Below are 19,111 nucleotides of genomic sequence, written 5' to 3' on the forward strand. Positions count from 1 at the left end.
GTAATGTTCGTTAGGTGAGCTCCAGACTCTCGCAGCTGTCCCGGCACGCCCTCGGCCGCGCCCTTCACCTCCCTCCTCCGATCTGTGACTACGCCGTGCACCGGGCGCTGCCGGTACCGATGCGCGACGGGGTGGAGCTGCTGGCCGACCATTACCGTCCGCTGACCCCCACCCCCGCGGGCACCCTGCTGGTTCGGGCCCCGTACGGACGCCGATTCCCGTTCACCATCTTTTTCGGCAGCATCTACGCCGCCCGCGGCTACCACGTCGTATTCCAAAGCGTGCGTGGAACGTTCGGGTCCGGTGGCACGTTCACGCCGATGGTCAACGAGGTCTCCGACGGGATCGACACCGCCGCCTGGTTGCGCGAACAGCCCTGGTTCACGGGGACATTCGCCACCATCGGGTTGTCCTACCTGGGCTTCACCCAGTGGGCGCTGCTCACCGATCCCCCACCGGAACTGGTCACCGCGGTGATCAGCGTCGGTCCGCATGACTTCGCGCAATCCTCCTGGGGCACCGGATCGTTCTCGCTCAACGACTTCCTCGGCTGGAGCCACATGATGTCCCACCAGGAGGACCCGAACCTGGTGCGGGCGGTCATGCGGCAGGCCCAGGCCGGCCAGCGCGTCGGCGCCGCGACGATGGATCTGCCGGTGGGCGCGGCCGGGCGGCGGCTCCTGGGCGACGGTGCACCCTGGTACGAGTCCTGGCTGCAGCCGCCGGACGAAGACCCCGAGCTGTGGGCCCGCCTGGCGGTGACCGAGGCGCTGGACCGGGTGGCCGTCCCGGTGTTGTTGATCAGCGGCTGGCAGGATCTGTTTCTGGACCAGACCCTGGCGCAGTACCGGCGTCTGCGCGAGCGCGGCGTCGACACCGCGCTGACCGTCGGGTCCTGGACGCACACCCAGTTGATGCAGCGGGGCGCCTCGGTTGTCCTGCGCGAGACGCTGGACTGGCTGGGCACCCATCTGGCGGGCCGGCCCAGCACCCCTCGCAGTCCGGTGCGGATACACATCAACGGCGGTGCCCCTGGGGACGGCTGGGTCGATCTGCCGGACTGGCCGCCTGCCTCGACGGACCACACGCTCTATCTGCAGGCCGCGGGCGGGCTCTCGGACGGACCCGGACGGGGTGGTCTCACCTCGAGCTTCACCTACCATCCCGCCGACCCCACCCCCACCATCGGCGGACGGCTGCTCTCCGCCAAGGGCGGCTACCGTGACGACACCGCGCTGGGCACCCGCGCCGACGTCCTGACCTTCACCGGAGCCCCGCTGCCGGCGGATCTGTACGCGGTGGGAGTTCCGGCGATCGAACTGGCCCACCACACCGACAATCCGCATCACGACCTGTCCATCCGGGTCAGCGAGGTCGATGCACGGGGGCGGTCGCGAAACGTCACCGATGGATTCCGGCGGTACACCGGCCGCTCCGAGGACGTCGTACGGATCGAACTCGACGCGATCGCCCACCGCTTCGCCGCCGGTACCCGCATCCGGGTCGTGGTGGCGGGCGGTTCGCATCCGCGGTTCGCCCGCAATCTGGGCACCGGCGAGCCCACCGAGACCGGTCAGACTCTGCGCCCGGCGACCCACACCATCACCCACGACGACCGGTCGCGGCTGATCCTGCCGGCGGGTCGCCCGACCCCGTCAGCCGACTGAATCGCGGACCCGTCCGGCGATCGCCGCCAGGGTCTGCGCATCGTGCACCGGCGCGCCGAAATCCTGCGATACGGCGAGTTGTACCCAACTGGCGCAGCCTGCGTATTCGGGTGTGCGGGGCAGCCGGATCGGCACCGCCAGCGGGTGGGCCTGCACCACCAGCACCGTCAGGCGATGTCTGGGGCGGAAATCCAGCCGATCGGCCCGCACCGACCCGGCGGTCCAGATGTGCAGGTCGGCAATCTCTTCGATGGCCTCGGGCCGATTCACCTGCACCGCGGCCACCACCTTCGCCCCGGCCCGCAGCACCACCGCCTCCTCGGTGCTGTCGGCCTCTTGACCGCCGGGGGCCAGCAGGTCCCGATGCTCCGGGCGTACCCGCTGCGCATGGCTGTGCGCCACCGTGGGAAACAGCAGAAACGGTGCCGCGGCCGCCGCCGGATCGAGGGAGAAGCGTTTCTCGTGGATACCGCCCTTGCGCAGCAGCACCGTCTGGCGGCCGTCGAGCAGGGCTCGCACCGCGGCGCTCCACTCCTTGAGAGCAGGTGAATTCACTTGGCCGCCAGGCGAGCCCGCACCTCGGGACGGCGCAGCGGCGGCACCGTCTTGGGCGGTTGACGGCGGGGCGGCAGTTGCCGCAGCAGCCTGGTGGTGATCTCGGTGACCTCGGCGACCGCCGTCTCGAATGCCGCTTCGTTGGCGGCGGTGGGTCGGATGATACCGCTGACCTTGCGGATGAACTGCCGGGAGGCGGCTTCGATCTCCTCAGCGGTGGCGGCCGGTTCCAGACCGCGCAACTCGGTGATGTTTCGGCACATACCCCCACGATATGTTCATGCGATGACCTCTGCTGACGTCCTTCTCATCGAGACGACCGACCGTGTCCGCACGCTGACGTTGAACCGGCCGCAGGCGCGCAACGCGCTCTCGGCGCAGCTGCGCACCGCGTTCTACGCAGCGCTGCGCGCCGCCCATGCCGATGACGCTGTCGACGTGGTGATCCTCACCGGCGCCGACCCGGTGTTCTGCGCAGGGTTGGACCTCAAGGAGCTCGGCGACACCACCGAGTTGCCCGATATCTCCCCCAAGTGGCCGCCGATGACGAAACCGGTCATCGGCGCGATCAACGGTGCCGCGGTCACCGGCGGACTCGAGCTCGCGCTGTACTGCGACATCCTCATCGCCTCCGAACAGGCCCGCTTCGCCGACACCCACGCCCGGGTCGGATTGCTGCCCACCTGGGGCCTGTCGGTGCGGCTGCCGCAGAAGGTCGGCGTCGGGCTGGCCCGGCGGATGAGCCTGACCGGGGACTACCTGTCCGCCGCCGACGCGCTACGCGCCGGGCTGGTCACCGAGGTCGTCGCCCACGACGAGTTGCTGCCCGCGGCGCGCAAGGTCGCCGCCTCGATCGTCGGCAACAACCAGAAAGCCGTTCGCGCCCTTCTGGATTCGTATCACCGAATCGATGCCGAGCAGACCCAGGCCGGTCTGTGGATCGAGGCCGAGTCGGCGCGGGCCTGGATGGCGGACACCTCCGGTGACGATATCGCCGCCAGCCGGGCCTCGGTGTTCGAGCGCGGCCGCGAGCAGGTGCGCCCCTAGCCGTTGCTCATATGAGCAAAAATATGCGCATGTGTTGACGCGGTCTCTTTGCCCTTCCTAACGTGATGGCCGTCACGCGCCTCGACGCCGAGGCACAAGTTAGGAGTAGCGATGAGACTGGCAAGAGTTGCGGCGGGGTTGGCAATCTCGGCCACGGTGGCCATCGGTTCCACCGCCTGCACCATGCCCGGGGACAAGGGCGCCACCGGCGGCAACACGGCCGGCGACGGCGCGGTCAAGATCGGGTTCAGCCAGGCGACCCAACAGAGCCCGTTCTACGTCGCCCTGACCGACGCCGCCAAGCAGACCGCCCAGCGGGATGGCAACGAGCTCTTCTTCGCCGATGCCAACGGTGACGTCACCAAGCAGAACAACGACGTCCAAGATCTCATCACCCGCGGGATCAACGTCCTGGTGATCAACCCCGTCGACCCCAAGGGCGTCGCTCCGTCGATCGCCGCCGCATCGGCGGCGGGCATCAAGGTCGTCACCGTCGACCGCCCCGTCCAGAGCGGCGCGGCCGCCTTCGTCGGGCGGGACAACAAGGCCATGGGTCAGACCGTCGGCGAGGCGGCCGTGACCGCACTCGGACCCGCCGGCGGGACCATCATCGAGATCCAGGGCGACGCCGGCGGCGCGGTCGCCCGCGACCGCCACGACGGGTTCGCCGCCGCGGTCAACGGCCACCCCAACGTCACCGTGGTCGACGGACCGTACAGCGACTACATCCGGTCCAAGGCCGTCACCGCCATGCAGGACCTGCTGCAGGCGCACCCGGACGTCAAGGCCGTCTACGCCCAGAACGACGACATGGCGCTCGGGGCGATGCAGGTGCTCGCCGAGAACAACCGCCGTGACGTCTTGGTGTTCGGCGTCGACGGGCTCATGGAAGCCGTCCGCGCCATCGCCGACGGCAAGCAATACGTGGCCACCGCGCTCAACGACCCCAATATCGAAGGGCAGCTCGCCGTCGAGACCGCCGTCAAGGTGGCCAGGGGTGAATCGGTCCCCGAATTCATCGACGCCGGTACGGGTTTGGTCGACAAGACGAACGCCGCATCGCTGGTCGGCGACACCACCTTCGCCAAGGCGCCGGCGCCACCGGCCTGATCCGCACCGACACTGCCACCTCGACTCCAGGAGATTCACACCGATGACCACCGAAGCACCCACCCGTGATCTGGCCGACGATGACGTCATCCCGCAGACCATGACCGCCGCCGTCATGCACGCTCCGGGCGATATCAGGGTGGAGGATGTCGCGGTGCCCAGGCCGGGGCGCGGGCAGGTCCTGCTCAAAGTCGCCGCCTGCGGCGTCTGCGGCTCGGACATCCCGCGGATGCTGCACAACGGCGGCTACATCATGCCGATCATCTGTGGCCACGAATTCTCCGGCTGGGTCGTCGAATTGGGCGAGGACGTCACCGGTTTCGAACTCGGCGAACTCGTCTCGGTGCCGCCGCTGATCCCCTGCCGCAGTTGCGATTTCTGCCTCAAGGGCGCGTTCGGGCTGTGCGAGAACTACGACTACTTCGGTAGCCGCTGCGACGGCGCCTACGCCCAGTACGTGGTGTCGCCGGTGGGCAATCTGCTCAAGATGCCCGCGGGTATCGACCCGCGGGCCGCAGCCATGATCGATCCCGCAGCGATCGCGTTGCACGGGTTGTGGAAGACGGGGCTGCGCGCCGGGCACCGCGTGCTGGTCATCGGCGCGGGCCCGATCGGCCTGTTCGCCGTCCAGTGGGCCCGACTGCACGGCGCGACCGAAGTCGTCACCGTCGACCTGAGCGAGGAGAAGGCCGCCATGGCACGGGAAGCCGGCGCCACGGCGGCGGTGCAGAGCGCCGAGGAAGCCCGCGCCCTGGGCGGGCGCGGATTCGACATCGTGCTGGAATCCGCGGGCGTGCCCGTGACGGCCGATATGGCGGCCAACCTGACCGGGCCGCACGGGCACGCGGTGTTCATCGGCATCCCGCACGCCCCGGTGCCGCTGGGTAAGGACACCTTCAACCGGTTCATGCGTCTGGAAGCCAGCCTGCACGGATCGTGGAACTCGTTCTCCGCGCCGTTCCCCGGCGATGAATGGCGCACCTCGGCCGAGTTGATGTCCACCGGGCAACTGAGATGGGATTTCATGATCACCCACGAGCTGCCGTTGTCGGCCCTGCCGCAGACCATGCACCAACTCGGCGAACGATCGATCTTCTCGTCGAAGGTTCTGTTCTTGCCCAACGAGGACTGATCATGGGAATCCTGCTGTCGATCGACCTGGGCACCGAAGGCGCCCGGGTGGGAGCGTTCACCGAGGACGGACGCGCGCTGGGTGAGGCGCACCGGACCTATCCGACCCAGTTCCCCAAACCGGGCTGGGCGGAACAGGATCCGCGGGACTGGTGGGAAGCCCTCACCGGAGCCACGCGCGAACTGCTGAGCACCGCCGAGTGCCGGGCTTCGGGTGACGTGGTGGCGATCGCGGCGGCCACCACGGCGTCCACCGTGGCCGTGGTCGACGCCGCGGGCGTGCCACTGCGACCGGCCATCCTGTGGATGGACTGCCGTAGCAGCGCGGAATCCGAACGCACCGCGAAGATCTCTGCCGAGTTCCCGATCCTGGACTGGTCCGGGGGCTCCGATGCCGCGGAATGGCTTGTACCCAAAGCGATGTGGTTACGTTCACACGACGCGGAGAACTATCGCCGGGCGGACCGGATCGTGGAGGCGGTGGACTACCTCACGTTCCGCCTCACCGGCCAGTGGGTCGGCTCGCAGATGAACGCGGTGTGCAAGTACAACTACGACACCATCGCCGGGCGGTTCCCCACCGAGTTGTACGCCGCGCTCGGAGTCGAGGATCTGGCCGCCAAACTGCCCGATCGGATCGTCGAGGTGGGCGGGGTCGCCGGTACGTTGTCCCCCACCGCCGCAGCCGATCTCGGCATCTCCGGCAGTCCCGTCGTGGCGGTCGGTGGTATCGACGCGCACGTGTCGTTGCTGTCCTGTGGCGATGACCTCGACGGGCTGGTCTCCCTGGTGTCGGGCACCTCCTCGGCGATCATCGCCGAGGTCGACGTGCCCACCGACACCCACGAGATCTGGGGCCCGTACCCGCACGCCCTGCGCCAGGGCAAGTGGCTGGTCGAGGGTGGTCAGGTCACCAGCGGCTCCGTCCTCAAGTGGACCGGCGAGTCGATCATGGGAGTGCCCAGGGCCGACCTGCCGGGACTGATCGCGCAAGCCACCGCGGTCGATCCCGCACAGCACGGCCTGCGCGCACTGGACTACTTCATGGGCAACCGCACACCGCATCGTGACCCGACGCTGCGCGGCGCCGTCCTCGGCCTGTCGCTGGGCACCACCAAGGCGGAGCTCTACCGAGCCATGGTCGAGGCGGTCGCCTGCGGCACCCGCGCGGTCATCGACTCGTTCGAACGCGCCGGGGTGTCCTGCCGGCGCCTGGTGTTCTCCGGCGGTATCGAACGAAACCCATTGTGGCAGCAGGTCACCGTCGATGTACTGGGCCGACCGGCCGAATTCGTCGTCGGCGCGAACCTGACGCTGCGGGCGTGCGCGGCGATCGCCGCCACCGGCGCCGGGGTGACCGCCTCCCTCATGGAAGGATCCCGGCTGTTCGCGCCTCAGGTGCGGACCCTCGAACCGGATTCGCAACGAATTCCCGTCTACCAGGACACTTACCGGGACTATCAGCGCCTGACCGCCATGGTCGCGCAGTTCACGAGGGACGGCGCCCATCGGCCGGCTCCCGGCGCTGCCACGCCGGCACGGCCCATCGAGCTGATCCGCTGATGGTCCATCCGGCCGACCGCAGCCACATCGAACTGCTCCTGCACGTCGCCCAGTGCTACTACGAGCACGGGCGCACCCAGGAGGACATCGGGCACGAACTGCACCTGACCCGCTGGAAGGTGGGTCGCCTGTTGGACGAGGCGCGTGAGGTCGGCATCGTCCAGATCAAGATCGTGCATCCGCAGGCCCGCCGCGCCCACCTCGAGGTGGCACTGCGCAGCGAGTTCGGGCTTCGGGAATGCATCGTGGTGCCCGGCCCCGAAACGCCGGGCTCCGACGGGCATATCGCCGCCGCGGCGGTCGGCTACCTCAAGGCCAACGCATCGTGGATCACCACGTTGGCCGTCTCATGGGGTAACACCCTGCAGCACATCGCTGCCGTGCTGCCGGCCGGCTGGACCAGCGGGATCGAGGTGATCCAGGCCAACGGCGGGGTCAGCCGTTCGGTACGGCCCACCACCGCAGCCAATATCGCCACGAGCATCGCGCACAGCGGCAACGGCCGGGCCACCCTGCTACCGGTGCCGGCCATCGTCGAGCGGATCGAGACGCGCGACGCGCTCTACACCGAGGGATTCGTCGTCGACGTGCTCAGCGTCGCCCGCCGGGCCGACGCGCTGCTGTTCTCCCTCGGAGCGCTGGGGCCCAGCTCGGTACTCGTCGAATCCGGCGCGGTGACCGCCGGCGAGCTGCGTGAGCTGGAGTCCCTCGGCGCGTGCGGGGACGTGCTGGCCCACTACATCACCGCCGCGGGCGAGATCGCTCATCCCGGGATCGACCGCAGGACAGTCGGGCTCGGCCTCGACGACGTCAAGAACGCCCACTGCGCGATCGCCGTGGCGGCGGGCCCGGACAAGGTGCCCGTGGTCCGCGCCGCGCTACGCAACGGGCTGTGCACCGTGCTGATCACCGACGAACCCACCGCGACCACCGTTCTCGAACAGAGCGCGGTGTTGGAGGCATGACATGACATCGCTGCATCCCAGGCCGCCGGTCGTCTCGGCGGTACGCCCGACCGCCCTGAAGATGACGGGCATCGTCAAGACCTTCCCGGGCACCAGGGCCTGCAAGGGTGCCGATCTGGAGGTCACCGAGGGTGAGGTGCACTGTCTGCTCGGCGAGAACGGCGCAGGCAAGAGCACCCTGATGAAAATCCTGTCCGGCTCGTACACACCCGATGCCGGAACCATCACACTCGGCGACCGGACGATGGTGTTCGGCTCACCGCTGGACGGGGTGCGCGCCGGCATCAACACGATCTACCAGGAACTCGATCTGGTACCGGATATGACCGTGGCGCAGAACCTGTTCCTGTGCCACGAGCCCCGGCGCGGACCCTTCGTCGCCCGCAGACAGCGAGACCGGCTGGCCACCAAGGCGATTGCCCGGGTCGGGGGCACGTTCGCCCCGTCGAGCATCGTCGGTCAGCTCTCGGTGTCCGACCAACAGCTCACGGCGATCGCCAAGGCGCTGACCACCGATGCCCGCATCGTGGTGATGGACGAACCCAGCGCGACCCTCACCGAACACGACCTGGCCGCGGTGTTCCGGGTGATCCGCGAACTCACGGCGGCCGGGAAATCGGTCATCTACATCTCGCACCGACTGGACGAGGTCAAGGAGATCGGCGACCGGGCGACCGTCATGCGTGACGGCGCCACCGTCGGCGTGTTCGACGTCGCCTCGGTGTCCAAAGAGCAACTCGTGGAGGCGATGATCGGCCGCGCGGTGGCGGTGCGGCCTCCGCGCCGCGTTCACGACACCGTGGCAGATCCGTTGTTGCGCGTGCGCCGCGCGGTGGTGCCGAACCTCATCGACGTCCGCGACATCACCGTCGGCCGTGGCGAGATCGTCGGCCTGGCCGGTCTCGGCGGATCTGGCCGGTCCACCCTGCTCGCCGCCCTGTTCGGCGATCGGCGAGCCGATCTCGACATGACCTTCGCGGGCCGGCACGTCACCGCACTCACCCCGCGGGGCGCCGTCGGCATGGGCATGGGCCTGGTGCCCGAAGACCGCAAACGCCAAGGCCTCTTCCTGGAGCAGTCGATCCTGCGCAATGCGGCGATCGCCACCTTGCACCCGCTGCGGCTCAATCCGCTGGCGCATGCCCGCCAGGTGTGCGTACCGCCTTTGCAGCGTCTCGGCGTCAAGTTCGCCGATATCGGCCAACCGGTCGGCCAGCTCTCCGGCGGCAATCAGCAGAAGGTGGTGCTCGCGAAGTGGATGGCCCGCGGGGTGGACATGCTGCTGCTCGACGAACCCACCCGCGGCCTGGACATCGGAGCGAAAGACGACCTCTTCGAACAGGTTCACGCGCTCGCCGATACCGGTGTCGGTGTCGTGATGGCATCCAGTGAGCTCAGTGAGCTGACCGAGAACTGCAATCGGATCTGGGTCATGCACGAAGGCCGCAACATCGCCCAGTACCAACCAGCGACCACCCCGGCAGCGGATATCGCCCGCTGCATCGTCACAGGAACGAAGCCCACCCATGACTGACCTGATGGATCGATCCGGAACCCCCGGCCCCCTCGCCGTCGCAAAAGCTCAGCGCCGCAACATCATCATGCGGTTCAACCTGCTGTTCATCTTCATCGCACTGTTCGTGGTGGCCTCGGTGTCCGCGCCGCAGTTCCTCACCAGCCAGAACATGGCCAACCTGCTCCAGCAGTCCAGCCTCACCGGCATCGTCGCGATCGGGATGACGGTGGTGATCCTGACCTCCGGTATCGATTTGTCGGTCGGCAGTGTCGCCGCGCTGTCGGGCATGCTGGTGGCGATCTTCATCGGCGCGGGTATCCCGTGGCCGGTGGCCATGGCGCTCGCGATCGGCGCCGGGCTCGTGCTCGGCGGCGTGATGGGCGGCCTGAGCGCCTACCTGGCACTCCCGGCATTCATGGTGACCCTGGCCGGCATGCAGAGCATCCGTGGCCTGACCTACCTGACCACCAACGGCACCCCCACCACCGCAGAGATCCCGATGGGGCTGCGGTTCCTGGGCGCGGGGTCCATTGCCGGCATCCCGGTGGTCGGGGTGATCTTCGTGCTCACCACGGTGATCGTCGGGCTCGTGCTGCGGCGGACCACCTTCGGTGAACACCTCTACGCCGTCGGCAGCAATCCGCAGGCGGCCCGCCTGTCCGGATTGCCCGTGCAACGCATCACCACCTCGGCCTATGTCATCTCCGGTGGCCTGGCGGCGCTGACCGGCGTGCTGCTCACCGCACGCCTGACCATCGGCCAGCCCACCGCGAACACCGGCCTGGAACTCGACGCGATCGCCGCGGTGGTTCTCGGCGGCACCAGCCTGTTCGGCGGAAAAGGCGGGGTGATGGGCACTTTCATCGCCGTGTTGTTGCTGTCGGTGCTGCGTAACCTGTTCAATCTGCTGGGGCTCAGCTCGTTCTTCCAGATGCTGGTCACCGGCCTGATCCTGATCGCGGCACTGATCATGAACTACCTGCTCGACCGCCAGTCCAAGAGCGCGGCCTGACCGCACCTCACGACCACACCCCGAAGGAACCCGATGAGCATCTCCCCTACGCCCACCGCCCCCGCCGTCGCGGCCGTCATCGACCACACCCTGCTCAAGCCGGAAGCCACGGCCGCCGACGTCGCCGCACTGGTCGCCGAAGCCGAGGAACTGGGCACCTACTCCGTGTGCGTGTCACCGTCGATGCTCCCGATCACGGTGCCCGCACGCCTGAAAGTGGCCGCGGTATGCGGGTTTCCCAGCGGGAAGCACACCTCGGCCGTCAAGGCTGCCGAAGCGGCCGAGGCCGTGCGCAACGGGGCTGACGAGATCGACATGGTCATCGACGTCGGCGCCGCCAAGGAGGGGGCATTCGACCGGGTGCAGGCCGATATCGCCGCCGTGCGCGCGGCCGCTCCGGCACCGACCGTCCTGAAGGTGATCATCGAATCCGCGGCGTTGACCGACCACGAGATCGTCGAGGTGTGCCGCGCCGCGGTGGCCACCGACGCCGATTTCGTCAAGACCTCCACCGGTTTTCATCCCGCCGGCGGGGCGAGCGTGCACGCGGTGGAGTTGATGCACCGCACCGTGCGCGACGCCGGGTTGCAGGTGAAGGCTTCGGGCGGGGTGCGCACCATGGAACAGGCGGTGGCGATGATGGCCGCCGGGGCCACCCGGCTGGGGGTGTCCGGCTCGCGTGCGCTGCTGACCAGCGCCGGCAGCGGGGACACCACGTACTGACGCCCCTAGCCGGTGCCCGCCACCAGCCAGCGTCCCGAGAACGCGCGCCAGCCGACGAAAACCAGGCGCAGCACCATGAACGTGCTCAGCCCGGACCAGATCCCCACCAAACCCCAACCGAACGCCAGCGACAACCAGATCAGCGGCAGAAACCCGACCAGCGCACTGATCAGGGTGGCGTTGCGCATGAACTTCGCGTCCCCGGCGCCGAGCAGCACACCGTCGAGGGCGAACACCACCCCGGCAACCGTCAACTGCCCCACCATGAACCACCAGGGTGCGACGATCTCGTCGAGCACCGCCGCATCGGAGGTGAACAACCCGGGCAGCATCGGCGCCCCGAGCGCGAACACCAGCGCCAGCACCGCGGCGGCCACCGTCGAGTACACCGTCACCCGCCACGCCACCCCTTTGGCGTGGCCCAGCCGGCCCGCCCCCAGCGCCGCACCCACCAACGACTGCGCCGCGATGGCCAGCGAATCCAGTACCAGCGCAAGGAAGTTCCACAACTGCAGGACCACCTGATGGGCAGCCACCGCGGCCGCGCCGAAGCGAGCCGCGACCGCCCCCGCCGAGACGAAACAAGCCTGGAACGCCAGCGTCCGCAGCGCCAGATCGCGGCCCATCACCAGCTGGGCCTTGAGCAGCGGTGGCCGGATGCCCAGCGGTACCCGCTCCACCAGCAGGGCCCGCACGAACAAGCAGGCGGCCAGCCACTGCCCCACCAGGTTGGCCACCGCCGATCCGGCCAGCCCGAGCCGCGGAGCCCCGAGGAGGCCGTACACCAAGGTCGGGCACAGCAGCGCTGAAACACCAAAGCCGACAAGCACATAGCGCAGCGGGCGGGCGGTGTCCTGCACACCGCGCAGCCAGCCGTTACCGGCCATCGACACCATGATCGCGGGGGCGCCCAGGATCGCGATCCGCAACCAGGGCAGCGCCGCGGCGGCGATCTCGCCGCCGCCGGAGATGGCATTGCACAGCGGCACGGCGAAGATCTGCACGATGAGCACCACCAGCAGCCCCAGCCCCAGCGCCAGCCAGGTGGCCTGTACGCCCTCACCCACCGCGGCGCGGCGGTCGGCGGCACCGAAGAAGCGGGCCGAGCGTGCCGTGGTGCCGTATGACAGGAAGGTCAGCTGGGAGCTGACCAGCGAGAGCACCAGACCGCCGATCGCGAGGCCGGCCAGGCTCAGCGCACCGAGCCGCCCGACCACGGCGATATCGAAGAGCAGGTAGACCGGTTCGGCGGCGAGCACCCCGAGGGCGGGCAGCGCCAGACCGGCGATGCGCCGTGCGGTGACCGGCTGGTCGGACAAATCGCTCAGCCGAGGACGCGGCGCAGCCCCGCGGCCACTTCGTCGGCGGTGCCGGTGGCCGTGTAGCCGGCCGCGCGACGATGGCCGCCGCCGCCGAACTCACTGGCCACCAGGGAGATGTCGAGCGATTTCGAGCGCATCGACACCGACCACGTCCCGGGCTCGATCTCCTTGAACACCGCAGCCACCTCGGCCTCGGCGGTGGTGCGCACGATATCGACGATGCTCTCCACTTCCTCCGACTGCGCCTTGGACCATTCGTCGTGTGACACCACGACATACACGAGTCCGCTGCCGTCGGCGGCGTCGGCGATCAGCTGAGCCGAACCGAGCACACGCGAGAGCATCGGCAGCCACGCGAAGGGATGGGTGTCCATCAGGGTGCGGCTGATCCCGGCATTGTCGACGCCCAGGTCCAGCAGCCGCTCGGCCAGCCGATGCGCCCTCCCGGTGGCCCACCGGAACGAGCCGGTATCGGTGGTCAGCCCGGCGTACAGGCAGTGCGCGACCGCACCGTCGATCGGTTTACCCCAGGCGTCCAACAGCTCGGCCACCATCATGGTGGTCGAATCGGCCGACGAATCGACGTAGTTGGCGGTGCCGAACAGCGCGTTGGATGCGTGGTGATCGATCACCAGCACACCGCGCTCACCGTCGACGAGTTCGGACAGGCTGCCGAGCCGGTTCACGCTGGGGATGTCGACCGTGACGACGAGATCGGCATCGCGGCGCACCCGGTCCGGCGCGACCAGCAGGTCCACGCCGGGCAGGCTGCGCAACGATTGCGGGAGCTCGGCCGGGGTCGCGAAGACGACCTGGACGTCGATCCCCGACCCGGCCGCGACCTGAGCCAGCGCCAGCCCGGCGCCGATCGTGTCGGCATCGGGATAGACGTGACAGACCACCACGATGGAGCGGGCTGCAGCGCACAGCTCTGCCGCGCCGTGCGCGTCGACCCGCGCACCGGTGAGCGCTACCTCAGCCCTCGGATCGGTCGTCGTCACTGGTGTCCTCAGCCGTGCTGGTCGTACGGTCACCCTCCACCCCAGTCACACGGTACGGGTCGGGGTCACCTGCCGGCACGGCACCCTCCCTGGCCCGGGCCAAGTCGGCGTCTGCCTCCCGGACCCGCGACAGCAGCTCCGCCATCCGGTTGGCGGCATCGGGCACGGTGTCCCGGGCGAACGCCAGCGTCGGGGTGAATCGCACCCCGGTGCCGGCGCCCACCTTGGACCGGAGCACACCTTTGGCGCTCTCCAGCGCCGCGGCCGCGCCGGCATAATCCGGCTCGTCCTCCAGTGTCGACCCCAGCACCGTGTAGTACAGCGTGGCGTCGTGCAGGTCCGCGGTCACCTTGGCGTCGGTGATCGTCACACCCGCCAGTCGCGGATCCTTGATCTCGTACTCGATGGCCGAGGCGACGATCGTGGAGATCCGCTTGGCGAGCCGTTTGGCGCGTGCGGGATCAGCCACTAGACGTCCGCCTTATCTGTCTTCTTCGCTCCGCTCATCAGACGCGCGCTTTTTCGACCAGTTCGTACGCCTCGATGACATCGCCTTCTTTGATGTCGCTGTACGTCAGCGTCAGACCGCACTCGTAACCGTCGCGGACCTCGGTGGCATCGTCCTTCTCCCGCTTCAGCGACGAGATGGTGACCGTCTCGGCCACCACGACGTTGTCGCGGATGAGGCGCGCCTTGGCGTTGCGCCGCATGATGCCCGAGGTGACGAGGCAGCCGGCGATATTGCCGACCTTCGACGACCGGAAGATCGCCCGGATCTCGGCGCGGCCGAGCTCCTTCTCCTCGTAGACCGGCTTGAGCATGCCCTTGAGCGCGGCCTGGATCTCGTCGATGGCCTGGTAGATCACCGAGTAGTACCGGATGTCGACGCCCTCACGGTTGGCCAGCTCAGTGGCCTTGCCCTCCGCCCGGACGTTGAAGCCGATGATGATCGCATTCGAGGCCGACGCCAGGTTGACGTTGGTCTCCGTGACGCCACCGACACCACGGTCGATAACGCGCAGCTCGACCTCGTCGCCGATGTCGATCCCCAGCAGGGCTTCCTCCAGCGCCTCCACGGTGCCGGAGTTGTCGCCCTTGAGGATCAGGTTCAGCTGGCTGGTCTCCTTCAGCGCGGCATCGAGATCGTCGAGGCTGATGCGCTTGCGGCTACGGGCGGCCAGCGCATTGCGCTTGCGCGCACTGCGCCGATCGGCGATCTGCCGGGCGATCCGGTCCTCGTCGACGACGAGCAGGTTGTCGCCGGCACCCGGCACCGAGGTGAAACCGATCACCTGGACCGGCCGCGACGGCAGCGCCTCCACGACGTCCTCGCCGTGCTCGTCGACCATGCGGCGGACACGTCCGTAGGCGTCGCCGGCCACGACCGAGTCACCGACCCGCAGGGTGCCGCGCTGGATGAGCACCGTGGCGACCGGGCCGCGACCGCGGTCCAGGTGCGCTTCGATGGCCACACCCTGGGCTTCCATATCGGGGTTGGCCCGCAGATCCAGCGCCGCGTCGGCGGTCAACAGCACCGCTTCCTCCAGCGCCTGGATATTGGTGCCGTTCTTGGCCGAGATGTCGACGAACATGGTGTCGCCACCGAAGTCCTCGGCGACCAGCCCGTACTCGGTCAGCTGGGCCCGGATCTTCTGCGGATCCGCACCCTCCTTGTCGATCTTGTTGACCGCGACCACGATCGGCACATCGGCGGCCTGCGCGTGGTTGATGGCCTCCACCGTCTGCGGCATGACACCGTCGTCGGCGGCGACCACCAGGATCGCGATATCGGTGGCCTTGGCACCACGGGCACGCATGGCGGTGAACGCCTCGTGACCGGGGGTGTCGATGAAGGTGATGAGCCGCTCGGCACCGTCATGCTCGACGGCGACCTGGTAGGCGCCGATGTGCTGGGTGATGCCACCGGCCTCGCCCTCACGGACGTTGGCCTTACGGATGGTGTCGAGCAGGCGGGTCTTGCCGTGGTCGACGTGACCCATGACGGTGACCACCGGCGGACGCTGTTCGAGGTCCTCTTCGCCGCCCTCGTCCTCGCCGTAGGTGAGGTCGAAGGATTCGAGCAGTTCGCGGTCCTCGTCCTCCGGGGACACGACCTGCACGACGTAGTTCATCTCGCTGCCGAGCAGTTCCAGGGTCTCGTCACCCACCGACTGCGTCGCGGTGACCATCTCACCGAGGTTGAACAGCGCCTGCACCAGCGAGGCCGGGTTGGCGTTGATCTTGTCGGCGAAATCGGAGAGCGACGCGCCGCGGGCCAGCCGGATGGTCTCGCCGTTGCCGTGCGGCAACCGCACCCCACCGACGACCGGGGCCTGCATGTTCTCGTACTCGGCGCGTTTTGCGCGCTTCGACTTGCGGCCACGACGGGGCGCACCACCGGGACGGCCGAAGGCACCCGCGGCACCGCCGCGCTGACCGGGACGGCCACCGCCGCCGCCACCACCGGCACCGGGCGCACCGCCACCACCGGGACGACCGCGGAATCCACCGGCCGCACCGGCACCCGCGCCGGCACCACCGCCGGCGCCGCCGCCGCGGTAGTTACCGCCGCCGCCACCACCGGGACGCGCGCCCTGACCGGGGCGGGGACCGCCGCCGGGACCGGGACGGGGACCGCCGGGGCGACCCGTTGCGCCGGGTCGGGCGCCGGGCGGGCGAGGGGGCATGTTGCCGGGCGAGGCACCGCCCGGACGAGGTGCGCCGGGACGCGGGCCACCGGCACCGGGGCCGGGGCGCGGACCGCCCGGGCCGGCCTGCGGACGCGGGGCCGGACGCTCGACCGGCTGCTGGGACGAGAAGGGGTTGTTGCCGACGCGGGGTGCCCGCGGAGCCGGCTTGGGACCGGGACGCGGACCCGGACGGGCATCAGACGGGGCGGCCGAGGCGGCAGCCGCCGCCGGGGCAGCGGGGGCCGGTGCGGCCGGCGCCTCGGGGGCGGCCGGTGCAGGGCCGGGCCGGGGGCCCGGACGCTGGGCAGGCGCCGCGTCGGCCACTGGGGCCTCGACGGGAGCTGCGGGCGGAGCCGCGGGTGCCGGCGGCGGAGCTGCCGGGGCCGGGGCGGCCGGGACCGGCGGTTTGGGGCCGGGACGGGGTCCGGGGGTCGGCGTGCCACCGGTGGGCGACGACGGCCGAGCGGCGGGGCTCGCGGACTTGGCGGGTTTGCCGCCGCCGAACGATTCCCGCAGACGGCGGGCCACGGGGGCCTCGACCGTCGATGATGCCGATTTGACGAATTCGCCCTGATCGCTCAGTCGGGCGAGCACTTCCTTGCTGGTAACACCGAGTTCCTTAGCCAACTCGTGTACACGGGCCTTACCTGGGGCTGCCACTACATCTCCTCATCTGGAGGCGACAGCGGTGGTGGGGCCGCGCCTCGGGTTTAGCTATGACGCATGGTCATCGGGACTTCACGGTGTGCTCATGTTCTTCGCTACCTGTTCTCTTGACCGTGATGATCGGGCGGCCGAATTCCTTCGACATACTCGACCACCCCGGAAACTTCCGGTGAACCGGTGATCCGTAACGCTCGGACGAATGCCCGCCGCCGGATCGCCGCTTCGAGGCATTGCCGGTCGGGATGCAACCATGCACCCCGCCCCGGCAGGCTACCCGCTGAGTCGACGGTTACGGCGCAATGACCGGTCCCGTCGAGGACAGCGGCCAGCCGAAGCAGATCGACGGCCAACTCTCGCTTCCGGCACCCCACACACGTTCGCACCGGCCCATCAGGGCTTCGGTGCGCACGAGGCTGGGAAGTCGGAGTCTCGCGCTGGATCACGGCTCAGTCTACCGTCACCGTTCGCCCAGACAGAATCGCGTGTCGGGGTGGCTCGCGCTCAGCCCGTTCCGGGCTCGGCGGCGTCGCTGCGGATATCGATCCGCCAGCCGGTCAGCCGCGCCGCGAGCCGGGCGTTCTGCCCTTCCTTACCGATCGCCAGCGACAGCTGGAAGTCCGGCACCACCACCCGGGCGGCGCGGGTGGCCTCGTCGATGACGCTCACCGACACCACCTTGGCCGGGGACAGTGCATGGGCCACGAACCGTGCCGGGTCGGGGTCGAAATCGATGATGTCGATCTTCTCGCCGGACAGCTCGCTCATCACATTGCGCACCCGCTGCCCCATGGGGCCGATACACGCCCCCTTGGCGTTCAGCCCGGACACCTTCGACGCCACGGCGATCTTGGAGCGGTGGCCGGCTTCCCGGGCCACCGCGACGATCTCCACCGATCCGTCGGCGATCTCGGGAACCTCGAGCGCGAAGAGTTTACGCACCAGATTCGGGTGGGTACGGGACAGCTCGATCTTGGGTTCGCGCACGCCGCGGCTGACGCCGATGACATAGCAGCGCAAGCGGTCGCCGTGCTCGTAGCGCTCCCCCGGCACCTGCTCGGCCGGACGGATCATGCCGTCGGATCCCTTGGCCTCGGTGCCCACGCGCACCACCACGTTGCCGCGGGCGTTCTCCCGGGCGTCGCGCTGTACGACGCCGGCGACGATATCGCCTTCGTGCGCGGCGAACTCGCCGTACATCTGCTCGTTCTCGGCGTCGCGCAACCGCTGCAGGATCACCTGACGCGCGGTGGTCGCCGCGATACGCCCGAATCCCTCTGGGGTGTCGTCCCATTCGTTGATGAGATTGCCGTCATCGTCGGTCTCCCGGGCCATCACCTTGACCACACCGGATTTTCGGTCGACGTCGATCCGTGCGTCCGCCTCGTGGCCCTCGGTATGCCGATAGGCCGTCAACAAAGCCGACTTGATGGTCTCGACGACCACATCTACCGAGATGCCCTTGTCGGCTTCGATGGCATGCAGCGCCGCCATGTCGATATTCACGCGTCGCCCCCCTTTCCAGACTGCTCCACCAGATCCAATTCACGTTGATTGGGTGGCGAAAATTCAACTTGTACAACAGCTTTGGCGATCTCAGACAATTTCAATTCCCGGACCGAGAGCTTGCCCCGATCGGCGATCACGAGGCGTACGGCGCCATCGCCGACAGGGCCGATTCGCCCGGTGACGGCGGACCCGTCCTCGAGCACCACCTCGACCTTGCGCGTGCGGGCCCGCCGGAAGTGTTTTTCCTCGGTCAGCGGACGATCGACGCCGCGCGATGTGATCTCCAGCACGTAGGGTGCGGTGTCGGCACTGTCGAGTGCGTCCAGCAGCGGCGAAGCGATCCGCGACAGGGCGGCGATGGCTTCCAGGTCCAGACCGTCATCGCTGTCGGCGATCACCGTGATGCGCGGCGGCCGGGTCGACGAGTTGACCACGACGTCCTCGATTTCGTAACCCGCGCGCGCGAACTCACCGTCGAGTAGCTCGAGCACTTGCTTCTGCGTCGGCAGCAGCGGGACGTCCGGTGCCACGGCGAGCTCCTCATCTTGAGTTGTGCGGACACATTCCAGGCTGGGTGTGACCGAGTAATCGGTTACCAAACGATACGCCAGGCGCGGCTGCGCTTTGGCCAAACGAA

General features: G+C 68.9%; 18 protein-coding genes. 9 read left to right on the forward strand and 9 right to left on the reverse strand.

What is annotated here, in order from left to right; translation table 11 throughout:
• The first annotated feature begins 14 nt into the window (after positions 1 to 14).
• Positions 15 to 1,667 carry a CocE/NonD family hydrolase gene (locus QN239_RS21305; protein WP_499013251.1) on the forward strand — a complete coding sequence of 551 codons (1,653 nt, stop codon included), beginning with the start codon at positions 15 to 17 and terminating at the stop codon, positions 1,665 to 1,667.
• On the opposite strand, the gene QN239_RS21310 is transcribed toward QN239_RS21305, so the two are convergent.
• Both QN239_RS21310 and QN239_RS21315 read right to left on the reverse strand, forming a co-directional pair.
• Positions 1,656 to 2,222: a DUF1802 family protein gene (locus QN239_RS21310; RefSeq protein WP_499013252.1), complete on the reverse strand. Its 567-nt coding sequence runs from the start codon at positions 2,220 to 2,222 to the stop codon at positions 1,656 to 1,658. The two genes, QN239_RS21305 and QN239_RS21310, sit on opposite strands and share 12 nt — an antisense overlap.
• Complete coding sequence (locus tag QN239_RS21315) at positions 2,219 to 2,485, reverse strand: DUF2277 domain-containing protein (RefSeq protein ID WP_499013255.1); 267 nt, start codon at positions 2,483 to 2,485, stop codon at positions 2,219 to 2,221. Before QN239_RS21315 ends, QN239_RS21310 begins: the two co-directional genes overlap by 4 nt.
• A gap of 22 nt (positions 2,486 to 2,507) precedes the next feature.
• Between QN239_RS21315 and QN239_RS21320 the strand changes: the two genes are divergently transcribed.
• From QN239_RS21320 to deoC, 8 genes are all read left to right on the forward strand, one after another.
• Positions 2,508 to 3,269, forward strand: coding sequence for an enoyl-CoA hydratase (locus QN239_RS21320; protein WP_499013258.1), 762 nt, complete (start codon positions 2,508 to 2,510; stop codon positions 3,267 to 3,269).
• Positions 3,270 to 3,380: 111 nt separating this feature from the next.
• Positions 3,381 to 4,379, forward strand: coding sequence for a substrate-binding domain-containing protein (locus QN239_RS21325; RefSeq protein WP_499013260.1), 999 nt, complete (start codon positions 3,381 to 3,383; stop codon positions 4,377 to 4,379).
• 43 nt (positions 4,380 to 4,422) lie between these two features.
• Positions 4,423 to 5,511 (forward strand): galactitol-1-phosphate 5-dehydrogenase, encoded by a 1,089-nt coding sequence (locus QN239_RS21330; RefSeq protein ID WP_499013262.1) that lies wholly within the window; start codon positions 4,423 to 4,425, stop codon positions 5,509 to 5,511.
• Positions 5,512 to 5,513: 2 nt separating this feature from the next.
• Positions 5,514 to 7,073, forward strand: coding sequence for an FGGY family carbohydrate kinase (locus QN239_RS21335; RefSeq protein WP_499013264.1), 1,560 nt, complete (start codon positions 5,514 to 5,516; stop codon positions 7,071 to 7,073).
• A complete protein-coding gene (locus QN239_RS21340) occupies positions 7,073 to 8,038 on the forward strand; it encodes a sugar-binding transcriptional regulator (protein ID WP_499013267.1) in 966 nt (321 codons plus the stop codon). Before QN239_RS21335 ends, QN239_RS21340 begins: the two co-directional genes overlap by 1 nt.
• Position 8,039: 1 nt before the next feature.
• Positions 8,040 to 9,572 (forward strand): sugar ABC transporter ATP-binding protein, encoded by a 1,533-nt coding sequence (locus tag QN239_RS21345; RefSeq protein WP_499013270.1) that lies wholly within the window; start codon positions 8,040 to 8,042, stop codon positions 9,570 to 9,572.
• A complete protein-coding gene (locus QN239_RS21350) occupies positions 9,565 to 10,566 on the forward strand; it encodes an ABC transporter permease (protein ID WP_499013273.1) in 1,002 nt (333 codons plus the stop codon). Before QN239_RS21345 ends, QN239_RS21350 begins: the two co-directional genes overlap by 8 nt.
• A 39-nt stretch (positions 10,567 to 10,605) precedes the next feature.
• Positions 10,606 to 11,289: a deoxyribose-phosphate aldolase gene (gene deoC, locus QN239_RS21355; RefSeq protein ID WP_499016909.1), complete on the forward strand. Its 684-nt coding sequence runs from the start codon at positions 10,606 to 10,608 to the stop codon at positions 11,287 to 11,289.
• Between the two features lie 5 nt (positions 11,290 to 11,294).
• Here the strand turns inward: deoC and QN239_RS21360 are convergent, their stop codons facing one another.
• From QN239_RS21360 to rimP, 7 genes are all read right to left on the reverse strand, one after another.
• Entirely contained in the window at positions 11,295 to 12,608 is a 1,314-nt protein-coding gene (locus QN239_RS21360) for an MATE family efflux transporter (protein WP_499013275.1), read from the reverse strand.
• Positions 12,609 to 12,613: 5 nt separating this feature from the next.
• Positions 12,614 to 13,612 carry a DHH family phosphoesterase gene (locus QN239_RS21365; protein ID WP_499013277.1) on the reverse strand — a complete coding sequence of 333 codons (999 nt, stop codon included), beginning with the start codon at positions 13,610 to 13,612 and terminating at the stop codon, positions 12,614 to 12,616.
• Positions 13,587 to 14,081, reverse strand: coding sequence for a 30S ribosome-binding factor RbfA (gene rbfA, locus QN239_RS21370; protein ID WP_499013279.1), 495 nt, complete (start codon positions 14,079 to 14,081; stop codon positions 13,587 to 13,589). Before rbfA ends, QN239_RS21365 begins: the two co-directional genes overlap by 26 nt.
• A gap of 37 nt (positions 14,082 to 14,118) precedes the next feature.
• A complete protein-coding gene (gene infB, locus QN239_RS21375; protein WP_499013282.1) occupies positions 14,119 to 16,962 on the reverse strand; it encodes a translation initiation factor IF-2 in 2,844 nt (947 codons plus the stop codon).
• Between the two features lie 101 nt (positions 16,963 to 17,063).
• The gene (locus QN239_RS21380) at positions 17,064 to 17,411 is read right to left on the reverse strand and encodes a YlxR family protein (protein ID WP_499013284.1); all 348 of its coding nucleotides are present in this window, start codon (positions 17,409 to 17,411) and stop codon (positions 17,064 to 17,066) included.
• 58 nt (positions 17,412 to 17,469) lie between these two features.
• Positions 17,470 to 18,471 carry a transcription termination factor NusA gene (gene nusA / locus QN239_RS21385; RefSeq protein WP_090356678.1) on the reverse strand — a complete coding sequence of 334 codons (1,002 nt, stop codon included), beginning with the start codon at positions 18,469 to 18,471 and terminating at the stop codon, positions 17,470 to 17,472.
• Positions 18,468 to 19,004 (reverse strand): ribosome maturation factor RimP, encoded by a 537-nt coding sequence (gene rimP, locus QN239_RS21390; protein WP_499013287.1) that lies wholly within the window; start codon positions 19,002 to 19,004, stop codon positions 18,468 to 18,470. The genes nusA and rimP overlap by 4 nt, the downstream gene beginning before the upstream one ends.
• Positions 19,005 to 19,111: the final 107 nt, after the last annotated feature.

Source organism: Mycolicibacterium sp. Y3, from assembly GCF_051188035.1.
GTDB lineage: Bacteria > Actinomycetota > Actinomycetes > Mycobacteriales > Mycobacteriaceae > Mycobacterium > Mycobacterium fluoranthenivorans.

What these genes read in the sequence shown, in the direction of transcription:
- QN239_RS21315 (WP_499013255.1), bottom strand. Translation starts at nt 2,485, where the DNA reads ATGTGCCGAAACATCACCGAGTTGCGCGGTCTGGAACCGGCCGCCACC.
- QN239_RS21320 (WP_499013258.1), top strand. Translation starts at nt 2,508, where the DNA reads ATGACCTCTGCTGACGTCCTTCTCATCGAGACGACCGACCGTGTCCGC.
- QN239_RS21325 (WP_499013260.1), top strand. Translation starts at nt 3,381, where the DNA reads ATGAGACTGGCAAGAGTTGCGGCGGGGTTGGCAATCTCGGCCACGGTG.
- QN239_RS21330 (WP_499013262.1), top strand. Translation starts at nt 4,423, where the DNA reads ATGACCACCGAAGCACCCACCCGTGATCTGGCCGACGATGACGTCATC.
- QN239_RS21335 (WP_499013264.1), top strand. Translation starts at nt 5,514, where the DNA reads ATGGGAATCCTGCTGTCGATCGACCTGGGCACCGAAGGCGCCCGGGTG.
- QN239_RS21340 (WP_499013267.1), top strand. Translation starts at nt 7,073, where the DNA reads ATGGTCCATCCGGCCGACCGCAGCCACATCGAACTGCTCCTGCACGTC.
- QN239_RS21345 (WP_499013270.1), top strand. Translation starts at nt 8,040, where the DNA reads ATGACATCGCTGCATCCCAGGCCGCCGGTCGTCTCGGCGGTACGCCCG.
- QN239_RS21350 (WP_499013273.1), top strand. Translation starts at nt 9,565, where the DNA reads ATGACTGACCTGATGGATCGATCCGGAACCCCCGGCCCCCTCGCCGTC.